The sequence below is a fragment of the Dictyobacter vulcani genome (assembly GCF_008974265.1).
Taxonomy (GTDB): domain Bacteria; phylum Chloroflexota; class Ktedonobacteria; order Ktedonobacterales; family Ktedonobacteraceae; genus Dictyobacter; species Dictyobacter vulcani.
The window spans coordinates 3,680,692-3,699,402 of record NZ_BKZW01000001.1; the positions used below are offsets into that span (position 1 = coordinate 3,680,692).

The window sequence follows — 18,711 nt, forward strand, 5'->3', positions numbered from 1 at the left end:
TATGCGTTTGAAGTACAGCTATTAATGTGTAGCGTGAGCCCAAATGAGTCTTATCACGAGTTATTCGTAATGGCATACTAGGCATAAGTCAAATGCATTGAGTATTGGAGGTGGCATCTTAGTCCACCTGGCAGTGAAACCAGTTTTCTCAGATAGTGTTTCTGTCTCTAGCCTGCAGCAGATGCAAGCGGATTACAGCCAGATTGGCTAGCTAGTTTCTTTTCAGATGTAAACGTTGCTACCAGGAATTACTCACTAATCACTCTCGTTTCATCCTCATTTTCATCTTCATTTTCATCCTCATCTCCTTTCCACTCTTCAGGAAATATCCATGGCCCAATGACTGCGGCATATTCATCCATTTTTTTTGCGAACTCAAGAGGCAAAGGAAACAATGTCATGTCACTTGTTAGATATCCCATTTTACGCCATTGATCCACTGCGATAGCCCATGTTGCGGCATCATCATTCTCATGCAGAATCAATGGAATTATTTCTACTATTGAAGGTATCCTATAGTTCTCTCCTGGTTTTAGTTGTTTCCCTACCATAAATTTAGCTGCAGTATGAGGCTTTGAGGCGATACTGTAAAACAGGCGGTTAGCTTGTTTGTTTGCATCACCTTCTACCCACAATCCCTGTGTAGTTGTGGTGGGTTTCGCGCCTGGTATATACCACTCAGGAGTCTCGTTGCGCTGATTGGTCCGCAAACGAATCAATCGGAAATTGATTGGTAAAGATTTTGCTGAGAATAGTCGCTCACCTTTCTCAAAGCGTAATGCATCAAACGCCGCTTCAGTGTTATACAGACCAGGCCATGTACTTCGAGCATTCTGAGCAACGGCAAATGCCACTACGTTTTCAACCCCCTGTCTTGCTGATTCGTTTAAAAGAAACTGCCGAACTTGATTTAATGCATCTTGGCGCTTACGTTTCTTTACCTGTTCGGGATTTAATTGTGTTATCTCTAGTAGTGCTTGATGATATGGCCGAATCTGTCCATCATGAGGTAGCCATACGAATATCTTATGTTGCATGGTATGCATCAGAACTATGACAGGCAGATGAACACCAACTGCCGATCTGCGTTTTGTGATTCTTATGAACCAAATACCTAATACTAGTAAGGGATCTGGAATTGCAACATTAGGTATAGAAAAATTAATGGGAAAGGGTATATAACCGAGTTGACGTAACCCATCTTTTACTGCCGACTCACTTCTCGAACGCAATTTATCTAGGTCGCTTGCATCACTTGTGATAAATTGGGTAAGTCGTCCTGTACGAGCCATTCCCAGACGTAATGCATTCTTGGGATCTCGCTGGCCAAATTGCCGCCGAAGGTCTGGGTGCTTATAGTTTGGTAGTTCAACCAGTACAAGTGTTGGATAGCTTGCTGGTTCTAATTCTCGAAAAATTTTTGCTGCACGATCATTGGTATGAGTGTGGATCGTTTGTTTATTTTTCTTGTCAGGAGCGGGCAGCGGTGATCCAATTGAGTCAAGCGGAATAGTAACGATTACTAATTCGCCTCCATCTGGTAATGGTAAAGATTTTTGCTCAAGAGCCTGTTGTGGAAGAGGATCTTTAGCACGTTTTCGGGCTGGTTTACGCTTCGATTTGTTTTCTTGATTTGTATCCTCTTCGTATGACCATTCACTATTTGTTAGATCATCCTCATGTATTGCACCATCCTCTAGTTGCATCAAATCGGCATGATTTGATTGCTCAGACGTTTCAATCAATGGAGGACGCGGGCCTGTTAATAAGGCTATTATCCGGTCAACAAGCATATCTCTTACAATCTCTTTCTGCCAACGTACCTCAATCACGACTTTAGGTCCAACTGATTTTTCTAAAGCTGCCAGGCGATCATGTATAGCAATATCTCGTAAATCTCCCATCATAGGATGGGCCTCGATTTTGCGCGGTATTGGAAAAGATTTAAATGGTTTGAGCAATGATATCTGTGGAGCTAATATGCCCATAATTTGCTGGGTTATTATCTCCTGGACATCTGGACCTATACCCGTGCCTATTGGATGGTAACGGGTATTTCTGCACACAATGCCTATTTCAATGCCCTCATGTCCTGCAAGCCACTTCATTGGATGTTGCGTAAGTTCTTGCGCATTTGGAATAATTACACCAAAGCGTTTTGCAATTTGAGGGAGGTGATTTGTCCAGGCAGGTATACGTGGCGTGTTGCCTTCTACACGTATGGCCTCAATTGTCGCGACTGTAAAAGTTTTTGTTTGTGCCATATCTAGCAAAGCTTTTGATTGATGGAGATAGACACTTGTCTGATGCTTTAAATAGAGTTTGCCATCCTCTAAGCAACTTTCGCAGTGCCAGCGTCGTACACCATAATGAAATAGAACTCGAGGTTCTGGTATGCCAGGGGTGGTTTGTAAGGTAATATCTATGGTATAGCTATATCCATGCTTGCGGTGTTTCTTATCGATAAAATAAGCAGGAGGCCATGTCATTAGCTGCGCACCTGTTTCGACAGGGATACGAAGCAGCCTTTTCTCTTCTAATCCAACAGGAATACACACACAACTATTTACAAGCATATCAGCAATATAAGCTGGTAGTACTTTATAGGCTAATGGTGAAACATCTGCCGTTCCGTTATCACACACACCTTTCACTAGAGGTATTGTTGTCGACTGCCATTGTAGGTCTTGCAGACGAAGCAGTCCATCTACAGTCTCTAAACTCTCACATCCTCGATATGTTTCATTTAGCCATGCTCTGGTTAAAAACCACAATTTTTCAACGTCAAGTTCTTTGTAAGCCAATAACCATGAAGGCTGTTCACGCTGTCGGCTATCTATGTCTTCATCAATAGCGAACTCAATTTTTTTTCTTATTGCATTTGGAGCTCCAATCAAATAAGGAAGAAAGGTTGCAAGCGCCGCATTTAAACTCCGGATGGGAATCGTATTTGGTTTGTTGAGTCGATCGGTTTTTTCCGCCTGTAACATACTTAATAGATCTAGCCATTCTTCTGGAAATGACATTTTCACTAAAGAAAGATTGCGTAAAAAACTTTTGGCCTCTATAGTACAGGCGACAGGCTGTATAAACTCTTTTTTATGCATCATATACTCCTTGAATATTTTCGAATGCTTGGGCAGCTTCACCATATAGCGTTGTTGCAATTGCTTGCTCGGCTGGATCAGAGGCATTTATTGCTTGTCTAAGAATGCGTCGGAAACCGAGAAGCATGCTTGTTTTTTCAGTGTCGCCTTGACCCATTGGACTCTTTTCAGCCCAACGAGCATCGACAAAATGAACACGAGCAGAGGCTCCACCGCGCAGAAGCCTTCCAATACATTGCCAAACGAGTACAAACTGTGTCCACAGAAGCGGTGTACGCTCATCGTCATTCAACTCTTTGTACCTCTTTCCTTGTTCTAATGCTTCTTCCCATTTACCTGCAGCCTCTTGTCGGAGAAGTTTGCCTGCTTCGGTAGCGGAAAGTTGTTTCATTTTTGGAACATATTCCATAGACCAGGAATTTATTTGATGGATCGCAACATGGATATCACCAGGAACAGGATAAGGACGAACTAGAAAATACACACTTCCTATAGCAGCCTCTTGACCAATGAGAATATTATGTCCCCGTTCAATTGCTTGTAGTGGGGCCACTAGGAAGCGAGCGGATAGTTTTGGCATTTGATTCAGGAGACTACGCCGGAGTTTTCCGGATGAAGATTGGGGGGTCTCTTCACCATCCCCCTCACTATCTGGAATTAATGTTAATACCTCACTACCAGCGAACTCGGGATGTTGATCTGCCAAAATTGTCTCAAGTGCATTTCCAACAAACTCAGCTTCGAGGTAGCTACCGACGACCAGCAAGATACGTTTGCGATGAGGATCGAGCATGCTTAGCTCACTATCAAGCATACTTGGGCGGAATGCTTGGGCACGTGTAAGCATATCAACCATTGTTTGCAAATTCTTTAGTCGTAGATCGTTGTCTTCAATACCTGATACACGGAGATACCTGCCGGGTGCATTAGGATTGGGCAAAGGGTCATAGAAGCATTGAATACGTGTCTCTTGTGGAGTAGTAACCGTATGATCTTGTACTGGTAACAACACTGCATCAGGGAAGCGATGCAGATGATACTTCCATGAACCTGGTGCCCATGAGGTTCCACTGGTTAAGACAATATGTGGTCCAGTAATATCATCACTAAGCTTTAATGTGTCATGTAGATGGTACAAGAGGGAGCGGCCAGTGCCTCGCACATAGAAGAACCGTAGCTCTCCATTCCCATTTTGCTTGTTATCGTAATATTGAAAGCCAATGATAGAGCCCATTGCTGGTTCAGGGACCATGCATAACTGATCTTCTGTTGGATGAAAGAATAACCCTCCTGTACCTCTATCTAAATCTAGTCCTTCGGTAGCTGGCCATTGTAAAATCATCAATTGCATTGCATGGTCAAGGATTACCACAAGTAGCATGATCAAAAGATGTAATGCTAAATTGTCTTCTCGTGCCACCTCAAGAGGTGGATTATTACTATTTTGTTCACGAAGCCAGTTCTTCAGTTCAAGTAGTGCTTGTGGGGTATCGGATTCCAACATTTCCAGATAAACAGCACGATACCAGGCTGAAGGAGTTTCAATTTCCTCCACTTGACGCTTCCTATGGCGCGTGTTTTTTTGAATTACGAGTGGGCTAAATTTAAAATTTTGTGCCTGGTGAACAAAGTCATCCCTAGATAGGACAACATCTCGTAACTCCCATTCCAGGCGAGCAATTAATCGATCATGTGAGAAATAGGTATTTCCAAGCCATCTGCGTGCAGCCGAGTCTTTATCTCGCAAATGGATATAGAGACGATTCACTGCTCGTTGGGTATTGTCATGAGCAACGAGCCAACGATCAAGACCTGGATATTTACCAACAAGAGGTCGACCGGATCGGTAGACTTGACGCGAGACTTGGGTTGCTACACGATCAAGCCATGATTCTCCACGTTCTCTTACTAAGACCTCCATTGGAGCAAACCGATTATCAAATTGAACCTGGACTAAATCTCCTTCATCAATAAGCATGACATGAGCTTGTCTCATGACAATATCTGCATACTGCATGGTAAGGGGCATCAGGGGGACTTGAGGCCCACTTGCTAAAAGCGATGCAGGGGTGGCCAGCCAAATTCTGGCATCAGCAAGCGTGTGTGTTCTATAATGGATGGGACAGACTGGCATGAATGGGCAATCATATTTCTCATCTTCCTTTTCATCTTCCTCATCTTCCTCCGCTAGTGGGTGAAGCCGTGTACAGGGTTCTTCTCCTGGTGAAATTGGGCGAGCATCTTGTCTTAGGCCATCTAACGGACATATGGTAGAAAGAAATGGATACGAAGGATGATCTTGATCAATAGTGACTCCCATACGTGCAGCTTCAGCTCGATATAATCTATTGAGGTGAGTAATACGAGTTGTTTTCCCTACGAAGGGGACAGCTTGGAAGGTGTCTGGTTCAACTAAAGAGAAAGAGTGAAAAATTTTCTGTTCTTTAAAAACGGCAGCCACATCACTAAGTACCATCACAACGCGATACCCACGACGTGCTAAATATACAGCAAGAACTGTAAAAAGACTGGATTTTCCGCTTCCAACCATACCTATTAAGTGTATTAATCCATCCAATAAAATCTGTGTAGTTGCACGTAGACCCGTAGACTCAATGAGGCGGAATTGAATTTTTCTCATCCGTGCACCCCAAAATTGGTCAGCAGCCTCTGAGCCCTTTGGAGCAACGCGATCCATCCAATCTGCTTCTATTACCAAAGATTCTAATGAGATGGATAAAGGTTGTATTTCGGGGGAACGCTCTTGGAATTGGCTTACAGGGCGTAGCGAAATGGGCTCGACGCTCTGTGGTAATTCAACTTCATTCCATTCACGTTTCAGTGAAAAACGGTATCGCCCAGTAGTGGCATAATGTTTTTTCCGAACAGTCCATTCGGGCGGGATGGTGAGTGCTCGCGCAATTATTTCTCGTCTTTCGGGTAAAATTGCATTGTCTCTATTGAGAATACTTTGGTCATCTATACGATAGAGAGGATAGGGAGACTGCAACGTAGTATAGAGTTTTAGCCACTCCTCCCACGTGTGACGTCCCACTGGTCTTTGTAAATGAAGGCGAGCTATTATCAACGCTTTCCGTTGTTGTTCTGTTAGTCGATTTAAGGCTGGATAAGGCTGACCATTCAAGATGGTCCACGCCAAGAGGGGGTCTTCTCCAACAAAGTTTTGTTGGAGAAGTGTCAAAATGAGCTCAATATCTAATAACTCTGTGGCAAACAATGGTAGTGGTCCGTACACCTCTTGTAACGCCAATAAATCTTTGGCCAACTCTTTACGCCAAGCCCCTTTTTCTCTCATTGGTGCAAACGCTCCTTATACTTGTGAATTTCTTCAATCAAATCATTAATTGAAAGAACCGAAAAATTGTTTCCAGCTGCAGCATTTTGTAAAATATCTAAATAACCATGATATTCCTGGATACGTTGGTCAGGGATGGCATAAAAAGAACGCTGCCATTGAAGATTTCCTCTGTCATCTAAAGGGGTGAGATGCGATGCTAAAAGGTGTGGAAATTTCCAATCTTTTACATCAACTGCCCATACTGAATCGTCCGAAAAAAAGATCTGTAAGTCGTAAGCATCAAATCCAGGCCACAATTGGACAATAATGCCCATTTCCTCCAGCCTATTTTTCAATCCGATTTCGTATATTCCAGGAGCTACGACATAGCGTCTGATAGCAGGTCTGACACGAAAAAGCTTTCCAGGTGAGCCTTTTTTTGTCTTGATGGAGATTTGAATAAAATCACCCGTAAGCACCCGACATCTATCATCGCCGCAACACAAACGGCCTCTGGTGCGCTGAAGGGTCCAACCACAAAATCCACAAAGAAGCACTTTATCTGCCTCAAAAAAGGAATTGGGAACACGTTCATAGAGGTCAATGAAATGGCTCCCTAATGTGCCAACTTGTGGATCAAACGATTTTTCTAAGAGCTCTTCCTCAGTGACAACTGGGTGCTCGATAAGAAACTGACGAAAGCTCACATATGCATCTGGTATGCGAGAGTGTCTGGCATCTCCGAGTACAGCAACCATTATTTTCTGACATGCTTCTTGTTCTGCATCACAACGTGTGAGTGCATATTCTCTACAAAGAGATGTTGGCTGATTATTTTCATCAAGAAGGGCTTCATCTAATAGTAATGAAGGAAGGCTAAACCGAACGGGCCACTCTTTAAGAGGCATACGGCACAGTTCAAATGCTGCATGTAGGTGTCCTGGCGGATCGACGTTTCGCAAGAAACATTCCGCAGCTAACATATTGATGCCTCGTTGCCATGCGTCTGGGAAAGGCGCATGAAATGGTTGTCCTTTTGATACATCTGCTAGGAGTGATGTCAGCCCAGACGCAATTAATGTTAAAACTGTGTCTGGAATAGGAAAACCATCATTGTCTTTGCTTATTGGAATCTCAAGAACAGCCCGACCAGGTTGTGTTACGTGTAAAGTTCGAGAGCCCTCACCCCAATCTACGTAGGTTGGTCGCAGTTTTACTAATTGCTTTTGAATATTTCCACGAGAGCTGTTTGGATACCCTAAAGCTAACGTAATCTCAGCCAGGGAAGGGGGGCGACCATTATGAGCTTCTGTAAGGGAGACAATTTCGTGTAAGATGCGCTTATCGTAATCAGTTATTTTATGCATACACACCACCACTTCAATCATTATCCTAAGATGTTGTACAACGTTTGTTGTAAAAACATTTGTTATACAATTCTTTTTTATTGCACAGAATACATTTTAACAAATAATTTACGAAATACAAGCGATAGATAAATATAAAATAATACAGAACCCTTAATATATCTTTAAGGGTTCTGTATTATTTGTTCCTGTCGGACAACTGCGTCCCGGAATGTCTATCGTGAAAACCAATGGCCAACTCGATATCGTCACCGGCTGGAAGAGCGTGCCTGGTAGCCAGATCATGTATAATCTGACAGTCACCCAGGATCATACTTATATCGTTGGTCGCAACCAATGGATTGTGCATAATGCGAATTGTGCTCGATGACGTGGGTCTGTGAACGCTCAAGCAAATGAGAAAGCTTTCCACTTAATTCCACGAGCATTAGAAGGCGGTGCTACTGTTCAAGCAGCAGTAAGTCAAGGTGTTGATTTTGATGGAGCTGCAAATGGCGTTGCTATTGCCGATAATCCGACTGATGCGCTTGCGCGAGGTATCGTATATCATAGAGGGCCTCATGCACAATATAATGCTTATATTACGCGGAAGTTTTTTAATTTCGATGATCAGCGTCGTCCATTCCCTAAAATCTCACAGCGAGAAAGAAGCCTGAGAAGCCGTTTGCCAGGCTTTTTCTACATTGATGGGATGAGGCGCTCGTGTTCCTTGACCGCAGAAATGACCGCCAGGAGAGGCCGGGTGCTGTCAACATGGCATGAAATTGAAGCATGGCTTCCTCTTGCAGAGGAGGAAGGATGTGTGAATAAATTTCCAGTGTGACAATGATCTGGCTATGTCCAAGCAATTCCTGCACAATTTTCGGATGGGTTCCCAGAGAAAGAAGGAGCGTGGCTGTGGTATGTCGCAGATCATGAAAACGAATAGGTGGGTGGGATACTTGCTTTTTCTAATAATGGCCGAAATGATCTGCGGATAAGATTACTCACATGCAATGGTTTCCCGTTGGGGTTGCAAAAGACCCAGTGTCCTTCTCCGTTTTCTCTTTTTGTCTCCTCTTGAAGATGTTTCTGTTGCAAGCCGTGGCGTTGGAGAGCATCGAGTGCGATGGGCGTTAACTGGATACAACGTCGGCTGAAAACGGTCTTGAGTTCTGAAGTAATTCCTCCTGACTGTTTTTGTGAAGAACGATTGAGCGAACGACGAGCCTGAAGCTTCCCCGTGGTGAAGTCAATGTCGTCCCACGTGAGCGCTAAGAGTTCTCCCTGGCGCATCCCTGTCGTGATAGCCAGAACATATAAGGCTTCCAACTCGTCACCTTTTGCTGCTGCGAGAAAGCGTTTGGCTTCAGCGATCGAGAGCGCTTTGGCAATCATATGCCCTTTGGTTGACGAGGGGGATGGACTTTGTGGCAGACATTGTATTGGACGTGATGCAGATAGACAGCGTTCTCGAGCACACGACGCAGGAGCTTATGGATATTCAAAATCGTCTGGGGTGAATACTGCTGTTGCCGTTTGAGATCATAGAGCTGTTGGATCTGCATGGGGGTGAGTTTTTGCAGTTTGATTGGTCCAATGGTGGGAAGAATATGTTTGACAATGAGGTCGTGATAAGCTTGATAGGTTCGTTCTCGGACGCGAGGCTGTAAGCGAAAGCGTAACCAGTCCAGGAAAAACATTTCGACGGTTTCGTTGTGAGTGTTGGTCAGATTACCTTGCATTTTGGCTTGATTGGCGAGTTGAAGGGCTCTGACAGCCTCCTCCTGAGAATGTAGATAGAGGTATTTGCGTTTGCCATTCTCCAGGTAAACCGTTGTGACCCATCGTCCATCTTTACGGTGGTAGATACTGCCCTCTCCCTGTGCTCGTCGTTTCATGGGAACTATCCTTTCTGTTTTGCCCCAGTTTACAAAAGCCTTAAGCATGTCCTACTTCTTTTGTTATATTTGTAAATACAAATGCATGGATTATTTGCCCGCCTTGTGACAAGAAAAGCTGGCATAGGATAAGGGAAAAACGAATACCAGTTGGAGCTGGCTCAGCCGCAAGAGCCATCCTGACCTGATCAAGATCCAGTTTTCCACCACTGATTGCCGTTTGTGCGATTGTGTTCGTCCCATGAGCCGATACCCACGTCGAACACTCGTTATCAGATCACAGGCTCAACATGCCGCGCTCCAAGCTGCACGATAGCGGCAGCGTAGCGAAATGTTCCAACCGAGATATGCTCTGCGGGCTGGGATTGAGGCAACCATTTCGCAGGGGGTGCGGACCTTTGACCTGCGCCGATCTCGGTATGTGGGCTTGCCGAAAACACATGTACAGCCCCTGGCCATTAGCTACGGCGATCAATCTGGTTTGTCCTGTCGACTGGCTTGATGGCAACCCACTTGCTCCTACCCACATTTCAGCTTTTGAGAGGCTCTACAGGGCTGCCTGAGGCAGTTTGCCCAGCAGTGTCAAAAGTGGTTCAAGCTCAATCTTGATCTTCTCCGATGTTGTCAGTGGGTTTGGTCTTTTCGTGGTGAGATTGGCCTGGGGTTGGAGTGTCAGGAGTGACTCAAAACCTTTATCATAGACACTCAGCGTGCATGAGGCGCTTGCGTCTAGTTGTTCAATCCACTGAGCAAGCGTCCGTTCAGGATAGTAATCATGACTTTCCGTGCCTATGGTGAAGAAGTGAGGTCAGTGTTGTAATTCTTCTTGCCAGGCCCTTCCCAGAACTGTAACTCAAGCCATAACGCCAGAGCTGATATAGTACGTTTTGATACCATGAGCTTGTGGCAGGTTGAGGCTCGATATACGCTATGAAGTATAGTTAATCACCCGAAGACATAGGTGAACCTTCCTTTCATCCTCATCTTCTATTATAGAATAATAGATTAAGTTTGTTGAATACATATTATGGTATGATGAGAAATTTAAATCTATTACATTTTTTCTGTTTTACCATGGTTTTCGCCTCTCTGGATGTATGGACAGGCTTAGCTGTAAACGAAGTGCTTCTTTCTAATTTCGATACTTTTCTCTTTTTGTCTCGTTCTAATTTTTCTTAAAAACTTATTGCTTTCTAATATTTTTTATAGTATTATTCCTTCGGGTTGAAATATTTGATTTAACCTATGTTTATTTATTCATGGCACGTACCCTTACACGGTTAATTTAGTATGTTTTTTAATGAAATTCATCTTAAGTTTGAAACATTGTTTATGGACCCATATGTAAGCTGTACGTTATTTTTCCATGGATGCTCCTAAAGGATTGGATATATCCGGATGCCTGACTGTGACACTCCCCCTCTATTAAGGAAACCTGCCTATTTTCACCAAAGGCAGGTGCGTATGCCTAAATGGCGTATTTTCTATTGTATTTTTGTTTGTCTCTTTCTATTTGCAGAGCTAGGTGTCGGTTCTCTTGCACAACCTGCTTATGCTACACCACGTAAAAACCCGAATCCTGTTTTGACACCACCTAGTTGGTTAAAACCACCGCCAGTTAAACAATCGGTTGCGTCTGGCCTTCATGTGACTGGACACCCTGATCCTAAACCGGTTCCTATTGTGCATGGAAATGCGCAACATCTTTTTTCGGAAACGCTGCATCTTACACCGGCTGCGCAGCATTTCCTGAGTACAGATAAACAACTGAGTATTGATATTCCCGCTGGAACCGTCTCTGCTAGCCAGGTGCAAGCAGCGGGTGGCACCATTACGTTACATGTGGATCAGATGAGTGGGTTTTCTGGCGGTGCGGCAGGTGGTCACATCATTCTTGGTACGTATCAATTGCGCTTGGTTGATGCTGCTGGCAAACTGCTTACCACGTTGCGCCTGGCTCAACCTCTGTCTTTGCAGTATCACCTGCTTACAGGACAAAAAGGATTGGTGTGGGATAACCAGGAGGTGTATGCACTGTGGAATGGGGCAACTGATAACGTGCAAGGTGCTGCTGCGTCAGTCCCTTCTTCCAGTGATCCCATGGCTCGCCTTGCAACTGCTAGACAAACCATTCGGTCTCCTCGCTTGATGAAAACTAGAAAAGATGTAGCGAAAGAGACATGGAGCGTTTCTACCTCTCTGACTCCGCAAGAGGTAAGCCTGGCTCCTGCTCCCACTGTTGGAGCAAATACAGCCAAAGCTAATGCTCTGATGACAGCGGCGGCAGCGAGCAGTACGGTGACCTTTAGCACTGCTGCTCCTCAGGCATCATGGGGCACGGCTTCAGAACTGGGCGTTTCGCTTAGTTCCGGTAGCCTGGAATATAGTTATCCGCTTTCGGTGCCGGTTGGCCCGGGGGGCTTTACTCCTCCGGTCGATCTTTCTTACTCAAGTAGCGCTGTTAATGAAACCCACAATGTGCAGGCAGCCGCGCCTTGGGTAGGTGAAGGGTGGTCCTTGAGTCTTGGCTCGATAAGTTGGAGTCAGCTGAACGTGACTCCTGGTTCAACCAATCGGCTGGAAAATGTCTGGACAATTAATGATCCCGGTGGTGCAAGTGGGCAGCTTATTCCTCCGGACATTGATGCTTCAACGATTCCTACCTACAAGCCAGATATCACAACATTGCCTGGGCAATACCTCTGGCATTCGGCCCCGAGAGCCATACCAAAATTCAGGAAGTCAATTTTGGCGGACAACCGTGCTGGCATGTCTGGCTCGCCAATGGCGAACAGCAAGAATTCGGTTGCACGAATGATTCACGCCAATCTGCAGTGATCAATGGGACCTCGGTGCAATATCGGTGGGACCTCAATTTAATGGTGGACCGGTATGGTAACCAGATCCATGTGCATTATCAGCAGATCCATCCATCGTCAAGTGTGATTCGTGATGCGGTCGTATCCTCCATTGAATATGACGACCCAACTTGCCATCAGACGAGCTTTAACGGCGCCACCGCTGCTTGCAGCACCTGGAATCCGAAAGTCACACTGGTTTTCGATGCCAGTACCAAGGTGAATCAGCTTACGAACACATCGGGTGGCTGCGCCAACTGGACAAATACCGGCTTTCGCTGTGATGACCCGGTGGACCTTTCTAGTTCAGGAGGACTTCCTATTGCCTCTGCTGTCGATGCCTATGTCTTGAACGATATGCAGGTGCAAATTCAGGGACATACGCTCCAGAAGTATGTCTTTTCCTATGAGCAAACGCCGCCACAAAAGATCACCGATCCTCTGACAGGAAAACAAGAAAGTGCGGCTGGCTATTTAGACCTTACCCAGGTTCAGGAGCAGGGTGATCAAGGACATAGCCTCAATTCGCCTGTCCTTAATGTTTCCTATGTCTCGGGCATCCAGCATTATGAAGACCTTGGGATGACGGCGACGCCGACAACAAACTGTGGCGCTTCCTGGTCTCCTAAGAATTCGAGTGGACAGTGTTATCTCTGGTCACAAAGTTATAATGGGCGCTATATTTCGGTCTTTGACAATGGCCGTGGTTGGCATGAAGCGATTACGTGGAAGGAAGCGCGTGCCAACACCCATGGTGTAGATACCTCGAATGAGACGCTCAATGATACGTTTACCTGCGATGGTCAGGAGACATCGACGAACCTCTGCGGCCAGGCGGACGATAATCAGTGGAGCCGTATCGTTGTGCAACAACGCATGTCGGTCACCAATACTAATGTATCTGGTACCTGGAAATATCAGTACTCGCTTCGTACTGGCTGGCAGAATGGGTTCTGTTCCAACTGTAGCAGCGGCTTCACCTGGGGCAATATCAACGATGGCGACTACGCCGATTTTTATAACGGCCAGTTTTCCAGTTTTGCCTCCACGCTGGAATTTTTGCCAGATGCATCGTTCAAAAACCATTTCTTCTATTCATCCCCTGGTTGGGGTGTAGCGGAAAGCGGCATTACCTGCTATCGCAAAAATGGCATGCAATGTGCTGTGGTTCCGTACTGGAATCCTGATGTTGGTATGGCGGGCAAGGAAAAGACCGTCCAGGTTTATACCTCCGATTCCAAAGTACTCTCGGTGACGAACTGGTTCTACTCCATGAATTGTCCTCCAGCGGGAGTCGCGCATAGTCAAGTGCTAGATAGCTCGATTACGTTGGGACCACCCAATAACGTTGGCGATCAATACCTGAGTAGCGCGTTGGACGAGAACAATCCGGTGGTGGTTTGTGATTCTCGTATGACGGAGGAAGATGACTACCAGATTGATGGAGTAACAGATACTGCACACTTTATGACTGATCCACGTGTCGTGCATAAGCAGGTTAACTATGATTACGACACGGATAATCAGGGACCCAATCAGATAGCGGGCTACGATTATGGGAACCTGAGTGATACAGATGTTTCGGGTAATGATGTCAGCGGGCATAATGTCACGCACACAGCGTTTTATCCCAACGATAATCTAGCCAATGGGATCTACCTGACTGCTCTTCCCGAACAGACCCAGATACGTGATAACACTGATTATAGTAAGAGCAATTTCTATGGGTGTGAGCAGTATTTCTATGGCTCGAATAGTTCTGCGACCACGCCCGCGACAATTCCAGCTTTAACGAAGACATTAAGCTACCTTTCGCCCACGGATTGTACCGGGTCATCGGTCTCGACGCAGCATCTTTTTAATAGCTCTGGTGATGCGATCGCGGCTATTGATGGGGATAATCACTTGGGGTGCACGAGTGGGACTAGTCAGTACACCTCCTGCGCCACCTTTGATAGTTTTGGTACGCATATTATCAAGGCGACCAACGCCAAGAATCAAACGGTGACCAACACCTATGATGCTAGTTCGGCGGCTGGCGGTTATGGGCAGTGGCTCTTGGGTATGACAAACGCCAACGGGCAAACCATGTCATATCAGTATGATGAGCTTGGCCGCCTGATTGGCACTGTGGAACCAGGAGATAGCACAAGCGCTCCCACAATTACCTATACCTATAATAATGGCTGTACCAATGGTGGTACTGGACCGTGTGTTGAACTCGATACAAGTCGTCGCACCACTGTTGGCGGTGCAACCACGACAGCACGGCAATGGTTCGATGGGTTGGGGCATCTCCTGGAGACACGAACTCCTAGCCCGAATAGTGGCAAGGATATTCTCTCCTATACCCTGTATGACAATATGGGACGTGTCACTACGACTAGTTTGCCGTATGGCGTGCCTACTGGAACTGGTTTCGTTGCCCCTGATTTAACGAAAGCACGGACCGTCACCAGCTACGACGCTCTTGATCGGCCACTCGGTTCGGTGACCTACGGTGATGCCACAACCATTGTGACCAGTAGCAGTATCATCTATACCGTGGCTCAAGGTGTTCCCAGTTTCCAATATGATACTGCGACGCCGTTTCAACAAACAATCACGTTGGATGCCTACAACCATCAGACAATTGGATTTGCTGATGCGTTGGGGCGCACACGGTATACGCAGGCATATAGTGGCACTGGTACGACTGGTAATACCTATGCAGTGGTTCGTACGGTTCAGACAAATTACGATACCGCCAACAATGTGACATCTGTTCTGACGGAAGACGGAGCGCAGAAGAACCAGGCGTATTATTCCGCCACGTATAATGCGCTGGGGCGTAACACTGGCTATAACGATCCGGACTCAGGCGCATGTAGCGCTTCCTATTTGCCGCCCAATTGTCAGAACGCGTCTGATACTGCCTGGAAATTCACCTATGACGGCAATGGGAATATCCTTAGTCAGACAGACCCGCGTGGCCAGGCAACCTACACCAGCTACGATGTGCTTGATCGCCCATTATGTAAAGGCACGACAAGTGCTTCTGTCAGCCCTTGTAACAGTTCAGCCTACGCCACCTACTTCTATGATAGTTACGATAACAGTAGTAATCCCGGAGTCACCTTCCCGACGACCTGTACCGCTCCAACGGGATCATTTGCATCGTATCCCATCGATCAAAGGGTCGCTGAGACCTTTAATGGGACGCCAGGCTCTGGATCACGCTGTGCAGGCTATGACCAGCGCGGTCAGCAAGATATGCGTGGATTATCTGTCTCGGTGGATGGCAAAACCACGACGCAAACGGCGTACATGTCCTACAATGATATGGGGCAGGTCACCAGCCTGGTCTACCCAGACAATGAAACCATAAGTGCGCAGTTTAATACCAATGGCTACCTCCAATCGTCCTACTTTGGGACATCGGGGACACCTGATCCGGTTTCCTTCCTGGTCGGGCAGATGTCGTATACCGATAGTGGCCTCGTCTCTGGTATGGCCTTCGGTGGATCAGGTGCGAAGGCAGGGACGCCCACAGCGGTCTTTTCCACCGCGATGAGCTACGACGGAATTCAGCGCCCACAAACCACCAGTGCGACACGTGCTGGCGGGACTTTCTGGAGTCAGATGCGTGGCTATGATAACGTTGGCAACGTGACCAGCGTCAATACCACGCTGTCAACCACGGGGAACGTTCTCCAGACCGATTCACAGTCGTTCTGTTACGATGATCTGAACCGACTGGTGTGGGCAGGCAATAGCGGGACACCAACAGGTGGGGATCATTGTGGCAATGCCCCAAGTGGTACGACCATTGGAACCTATCAGCAGTCTTATAGCTATGATGCCCTTGATCGCCTGACCAATGGCCCGTCTGGCGCCACCACTTATGGTGGCTTCCCCATGCATGGAGCCGTAACTCTAGGTAAGATGCCCAACCAATATGCCAGTTATGATGCTATGGGCAACATGACGTGTCGGAACGTCGATACGACCAGCAATCATAGCTGCGATAGCACCCAGACGGGTGCCAAAATAACCTATGATAATGAGGGTCGGCCCAACACCTGGACCGCTCCCAACGGCACCGATGCCGATGACCAGTTCCTCTACGATAATGCAGGTAATCGCGTGCTGGAGCGGACCCGTACCGGGAGCACCGTTACCGATACCATCACCTTTGATGGACTGACCGATGTCTCCATCACTGGAGCATCCACCTCAACCACCAAGTACTACGCGGCTGATGGGCAACGCGTCGCCATGCGCAAAGACGGTACGCTGACGTACCTGCTCCCTGATCTGCTTAGTAGCACCAGCGTAGCTGTCACTAGTACCGGCACCATCCAGGCGGTGCAACTGTTCGCTCCCTTTGGCTCCACGCGTTACAGCGATGGAACGATGCCAACACCTTACAATTTCACCGGGCAACGGCTCGATAGCCTGACCGGGCTGTTGTACTACAATGCCCGCTACTATGATCCGATAAGTGGTCGTTTCACCAGTGCCGATGATGTGGTAACCAATAGCAATGGTAACGATCCCTATGCCTACGTTAGCGGAAATCCTGAAACCGCGACGGACCCAACCGGCCATCGAATGGAAGGTTATGATGGCAGTTCTGCCAACAACGAATCGGATGGCAATGGTGGCAACCGATTGACCGTCTACGAAACGGATGGCAGTAACTGGGCCAGTTTTAGCTGGAATAATTATGCCACTTCTACCTGTGTTTATGGATGTGGTGGCTATAGCAGCCGGGCAAGCCATAGTAGTGGGGGGGGACATAGTAGCACGAAGCACAGTACTGGTGGGCATGGAGGGAGTAAACATACTGGAAGCCATGCAGCTCCCAAGCCAACCCATCATGAGAGTATTGCCTCCACGGGGCTGCATGTTGTCGTCAAAGGACTCGACCTGTTCCTGGGTGTTTCCTCCATGATCAACGACTGGCACACGCTCACGAGCAATGATGCCGGTTGGTGGGATAAAACGATCGCCGCCGGAGACCTGGCGATGAACCTGGGCATGGACGTCTCCATGTTCATGGGTATTGGCGAAGGTCTGCGGGCGGGTGCTTTGGCCTTGAAGGGTGGAGAAGAACTGGCCGAGCACGGTGGAGTCGATCTGCTAGAGAAATCTGCGGCAGCGTGCGGTCTCAGTTTCTCCTTTGCGACCACGGTTGCGGTTGCGGGAGGAAGCCAGAGCATTGGATCTCTGAAGGTGGGGCAACAGGTCTGGGCCTATAACACCCAAACCAAAAAGATGGAATTGGAACCCATCCAGCATGTCATCGTTACCAAAGACAATGACCTGGTGGATCTCACTATCTCCACCCAGGCCCCGGCCAAACACCTGAGCAGCGAAACCATCCACACCAACAAGAAGCATCCCTTCCTCGTGGCCGGCAAAGGTTTTGTCCCTGTCGGACAACTGCGTCTCGGAATGCCTATTGTCGAAGCCAATGGACAACTCGGCGTGGTCACTGGGTGGAAAAGTGTACCTGGCAGCCAGATCATGTATAATCTGACGGTCACCCAGGATCATACCTATACTGTCGGCACCAATCAGTGGGTCGTGCATAACGATGGTGGTCCTTGTAAATTTGTCGACAAATATGCTGGTCATATATTTCGAGATGCAGATGGCCACCTATTAAACGATACAGTAGAAAATAGAAAGATGTTTGAAGATGCCACTAACGATGCTGCTAACTATCTAGGACCGGACGCTCGCGGCAACGAATGGTATGCTAAAATAATTGAAGGAGGTAAACAGGTTTGGGTAAGTGCTAGAAATAACGTGATTAGAAATGCAGGTGTAAATGATATACCTCACATTTATAATCCAGTTAGTGGGCTTTCTAAAATGATCACGCCCTGATACCTGTAGTTTATTATTGAGATCATGCTATATTGGTATTTATTTAGCAATTAAGCAGAAATAGACAAAACATAGTAACGTATAATTCTGGAACTCTCCATATCATTGGGCGTTCCAGAATTATACGTTACTATTCAGGAGCACATTTTGACGAATCAAAGATGGGGACTACAACATATAGTAGCCATAAGCTTATCAATGGAGCTAAAAGTGATTAATTTTGCTATCAAAATGGTTATTGGCTTATCAGTATCTGACAATTTTGAGCTCAAAATGGTATCTAGTGTACCTGAATAGTTATAATATTTATTAATTCGTGAGTGT

10 protein-coding genes and 1 pseudogene are annotated in these 18,711 nt (G+C 46.6%); 5 read left to right on the forward strand and 6 right to left on the reverse strand.

Going from position 1 to position 18,711, the window contains the following annotated elements:
• Positions 1-248: 248 nt before the first annotated feature.
• From KDW_RS15590 to KDW_RS15600, 3 genes are read right to left on the reverse strand one after another with little or no spacing between them, the layout of a single operon-like run.
• Positions 249-3,110, reverse strand: coding sequence for a pPIWI_RE module domain-containing protein (locus KDW_RS15590; RefSeq protein ID WP_162005269.1), 2,862 nt, complete (start codon positions 3,108-3,110; stop codon positions 249-251).
• Entirely contained in the window at positions 3,100-6,423 is a 3,324-nt protein-coding gene (locus KDW_RS15595; RefSeq protein ID WP_151756810.1) for a pPIWI_RE_Z domain-containing protein, read from the reverse strand. Before KDW_RS15595 ends, KDW_RS15590 begins: the two co-directional genes overlap by 11 nt.
• Complete coding sequence (locus KDW_RS15600; protein ID WP_151756811.1) at positions 6,420-7,772, reverse strand: restriction endonuclease-related protein; 1,353 nt, start codon at positions 7,770-7,772, stop codon at positions 6,420-6,422. Before KDW_RS15600 ends, KDW_RS15595 begins: the two co-directional genes overlap by 4 nt.
• A 220-nt stretch (positions 7,773-7,992) precedes the next feature.
• On the opposite strand from KDW_RS15600, the gene KDW_RS15605 reads away from it, so the two are divergent.
• Together KDW_RS15605 and KDW_RS33865 are read left to right on the forward strand one after the other, a co-directional pair.
• The gene (locus KDW_RS15605) at positions 7,993-8,142 is read left to right on the forward strand and encodes a hypothetical protein (RefSeq protein WP_162005270.1); all 150 of its coding nucleotides are present in this window, start codon (positions 7,993-7,995) and stop codon (positions 8,140-8,142) included.
• Between the two features lie 9 nt (positions 8,143-8,151).
• Positions 8,152-8,595 (forward strand): AHH domain-containing protein, encoded by a 444-nt coding sequence (locus tag KDW_RS33865; protein ID WP_151756813.1) that lies wholly within the window; start codon positions 8,152-8,154, stop codon positions 8,593-8,595.
• A gap of 34 nt (positions 8,596-8,629) precedes the next feature.
• On the opposite strand, the pseudogene KDW_RS35585 reads toward KDW_RS33865, so the two are convergent.
• The 3 genes and pseudogenes from KDW_RS35585 to KDW_RS15625 form a co-directional block, all read right to left on the reverse strand.
• Positions 8,630-8,698, reverse strand: a pseudogene (locus tag KDW_RS35585) (site-specific integrase); the annotation flags it as partial.
• Positions 8,685-9,149, reverse strand: coding sequence for a tyrosine-type recombinase/integrase (locus KDW_RS15620; RefSeq protein WP_151756814.1), 465 nt, complete (start codon positions 9,147-9,149; stop codon positions 8,685-8,687). The gene KDW_RS15620 and the pseudogene KDW_RS35585, both read right to left, overlap by 14 nt.
• Positions 9,146-9,652, reverse strand: coding sequence for a tyrosine-type recombinase/integrase (locus tag KDW_RS15625; RefSeq protein WP_162005271.1), 507 nt, complete (start codon positions 9,650-9,652; stop codon positions 9,146-9,148). Before KDW_RS15625 ends, KDW_RS15620 begins: the two co-directional genes overlap by 4 nt.
• Positions 9,653-9,983: 331 nt before the next feature.
• Between KDW_RS15625 and KDW_RS35920 the strand changes: the two genes are divergently transcribed.
• From KDW_RS35920 to KDW_RS15640, 3 genes are all read left to right on the forward strand, one after another.
• Positions 9,984-10,154, forward strand: coding sequence for a transposase (locus KDW_RS35920; protein WP_151756816.1), 171 nt, complete (start codon positions 9,984-9,986; stop codon positions 10,152-10,154).
• Positions 10,155-11,116: 962 nt separating this feature from the next.
• A complete protein-coding gene (locus tag KDW_RS15635) occupies positions 11,117-12,490 on the forward strand; it encodes a hypothetical protein (RefSeq protein ID WP_162005272.1) in 1,374 nt (457 codons plus the stop codon).
• A gap of 41 nt (positions 12,491-12,531) precedes the next feature.
• Positions 12,532-18,387 (forward strand): RHS repeat-associated core domain-containing protein, encoded by a 5,856-nt coding sequence (locus KDW_RS15640; protein WP_151756818.1) that lies wholly within the window; start codon positions 12,532-12,534, stop codon positions 18,385-18,387.
• Positions 18,388-18,711 lie beyond the last annotated feature (324 nt).

What these genes read in the sequence shown, in the direction of transcription:
- KDW_RS15590 (WP_162005269.1), bottom strand. Translation starts at nt 3,110, where the DNA reads ATGATGCATAAAAAAGAGTTTATACAGCCTGTCGCCTGTACTATAGAG.
- KDW_RS15595 (WP_151756810.1), bottom strand. Translation starts at nt 6,423, where the DNA reads ATGAGAGAAAAAGGGGCTTGGCGTAAAGAGTTGGCCAAAGATTTATTG.
- KDW_RS15600 (WP_151756811.1), bottom strand. Translation starts at nt 7,772, where the DNA reads ATGCATAAAATAACTGATTACGATAAGCGCATCTTACACGAAATTGTC.
- KDW_RS15620 (WP_151756814.1), bottom strand. Translation starts at nt 9,149, where the DNA reads ATGATTGCCAAAGCGCTCTCGATCGCTGAAGCCAAACGCTTTCTCGCA.
- KDW_RS15625 (WP_162005271.1), bottom strand. Translation starts at nt 9,652, where the DNA reads ATGAAACGACGAGCACAGGGAGAGGGCAGTATCTACCACCGTAAAGAT.
- KDW_RS35920 (WP_151756816.1), top strand. Translation starts at nt 9,984, where the DNA reads ATGTTCCAACCGAGATATGCTCTGCGGGCTGGGATTGAGGCAACCATT.
- KDW_RS15635 (WP_162005272.1), top strand. Translation starts at nt 11,117, where the DNA reads ATGCCTAAATGGCGTATTTTCTATTGTATTTTTGTTTGTCTCTTTCTA.
- KDW_RS15640 (WP_151756818.1), top strand. Translation starts at nt 12,532, where the DNA reads ATGGTGGACCGGTATGGTAACCAGATCCATGTGCATTATCAGCAGATC.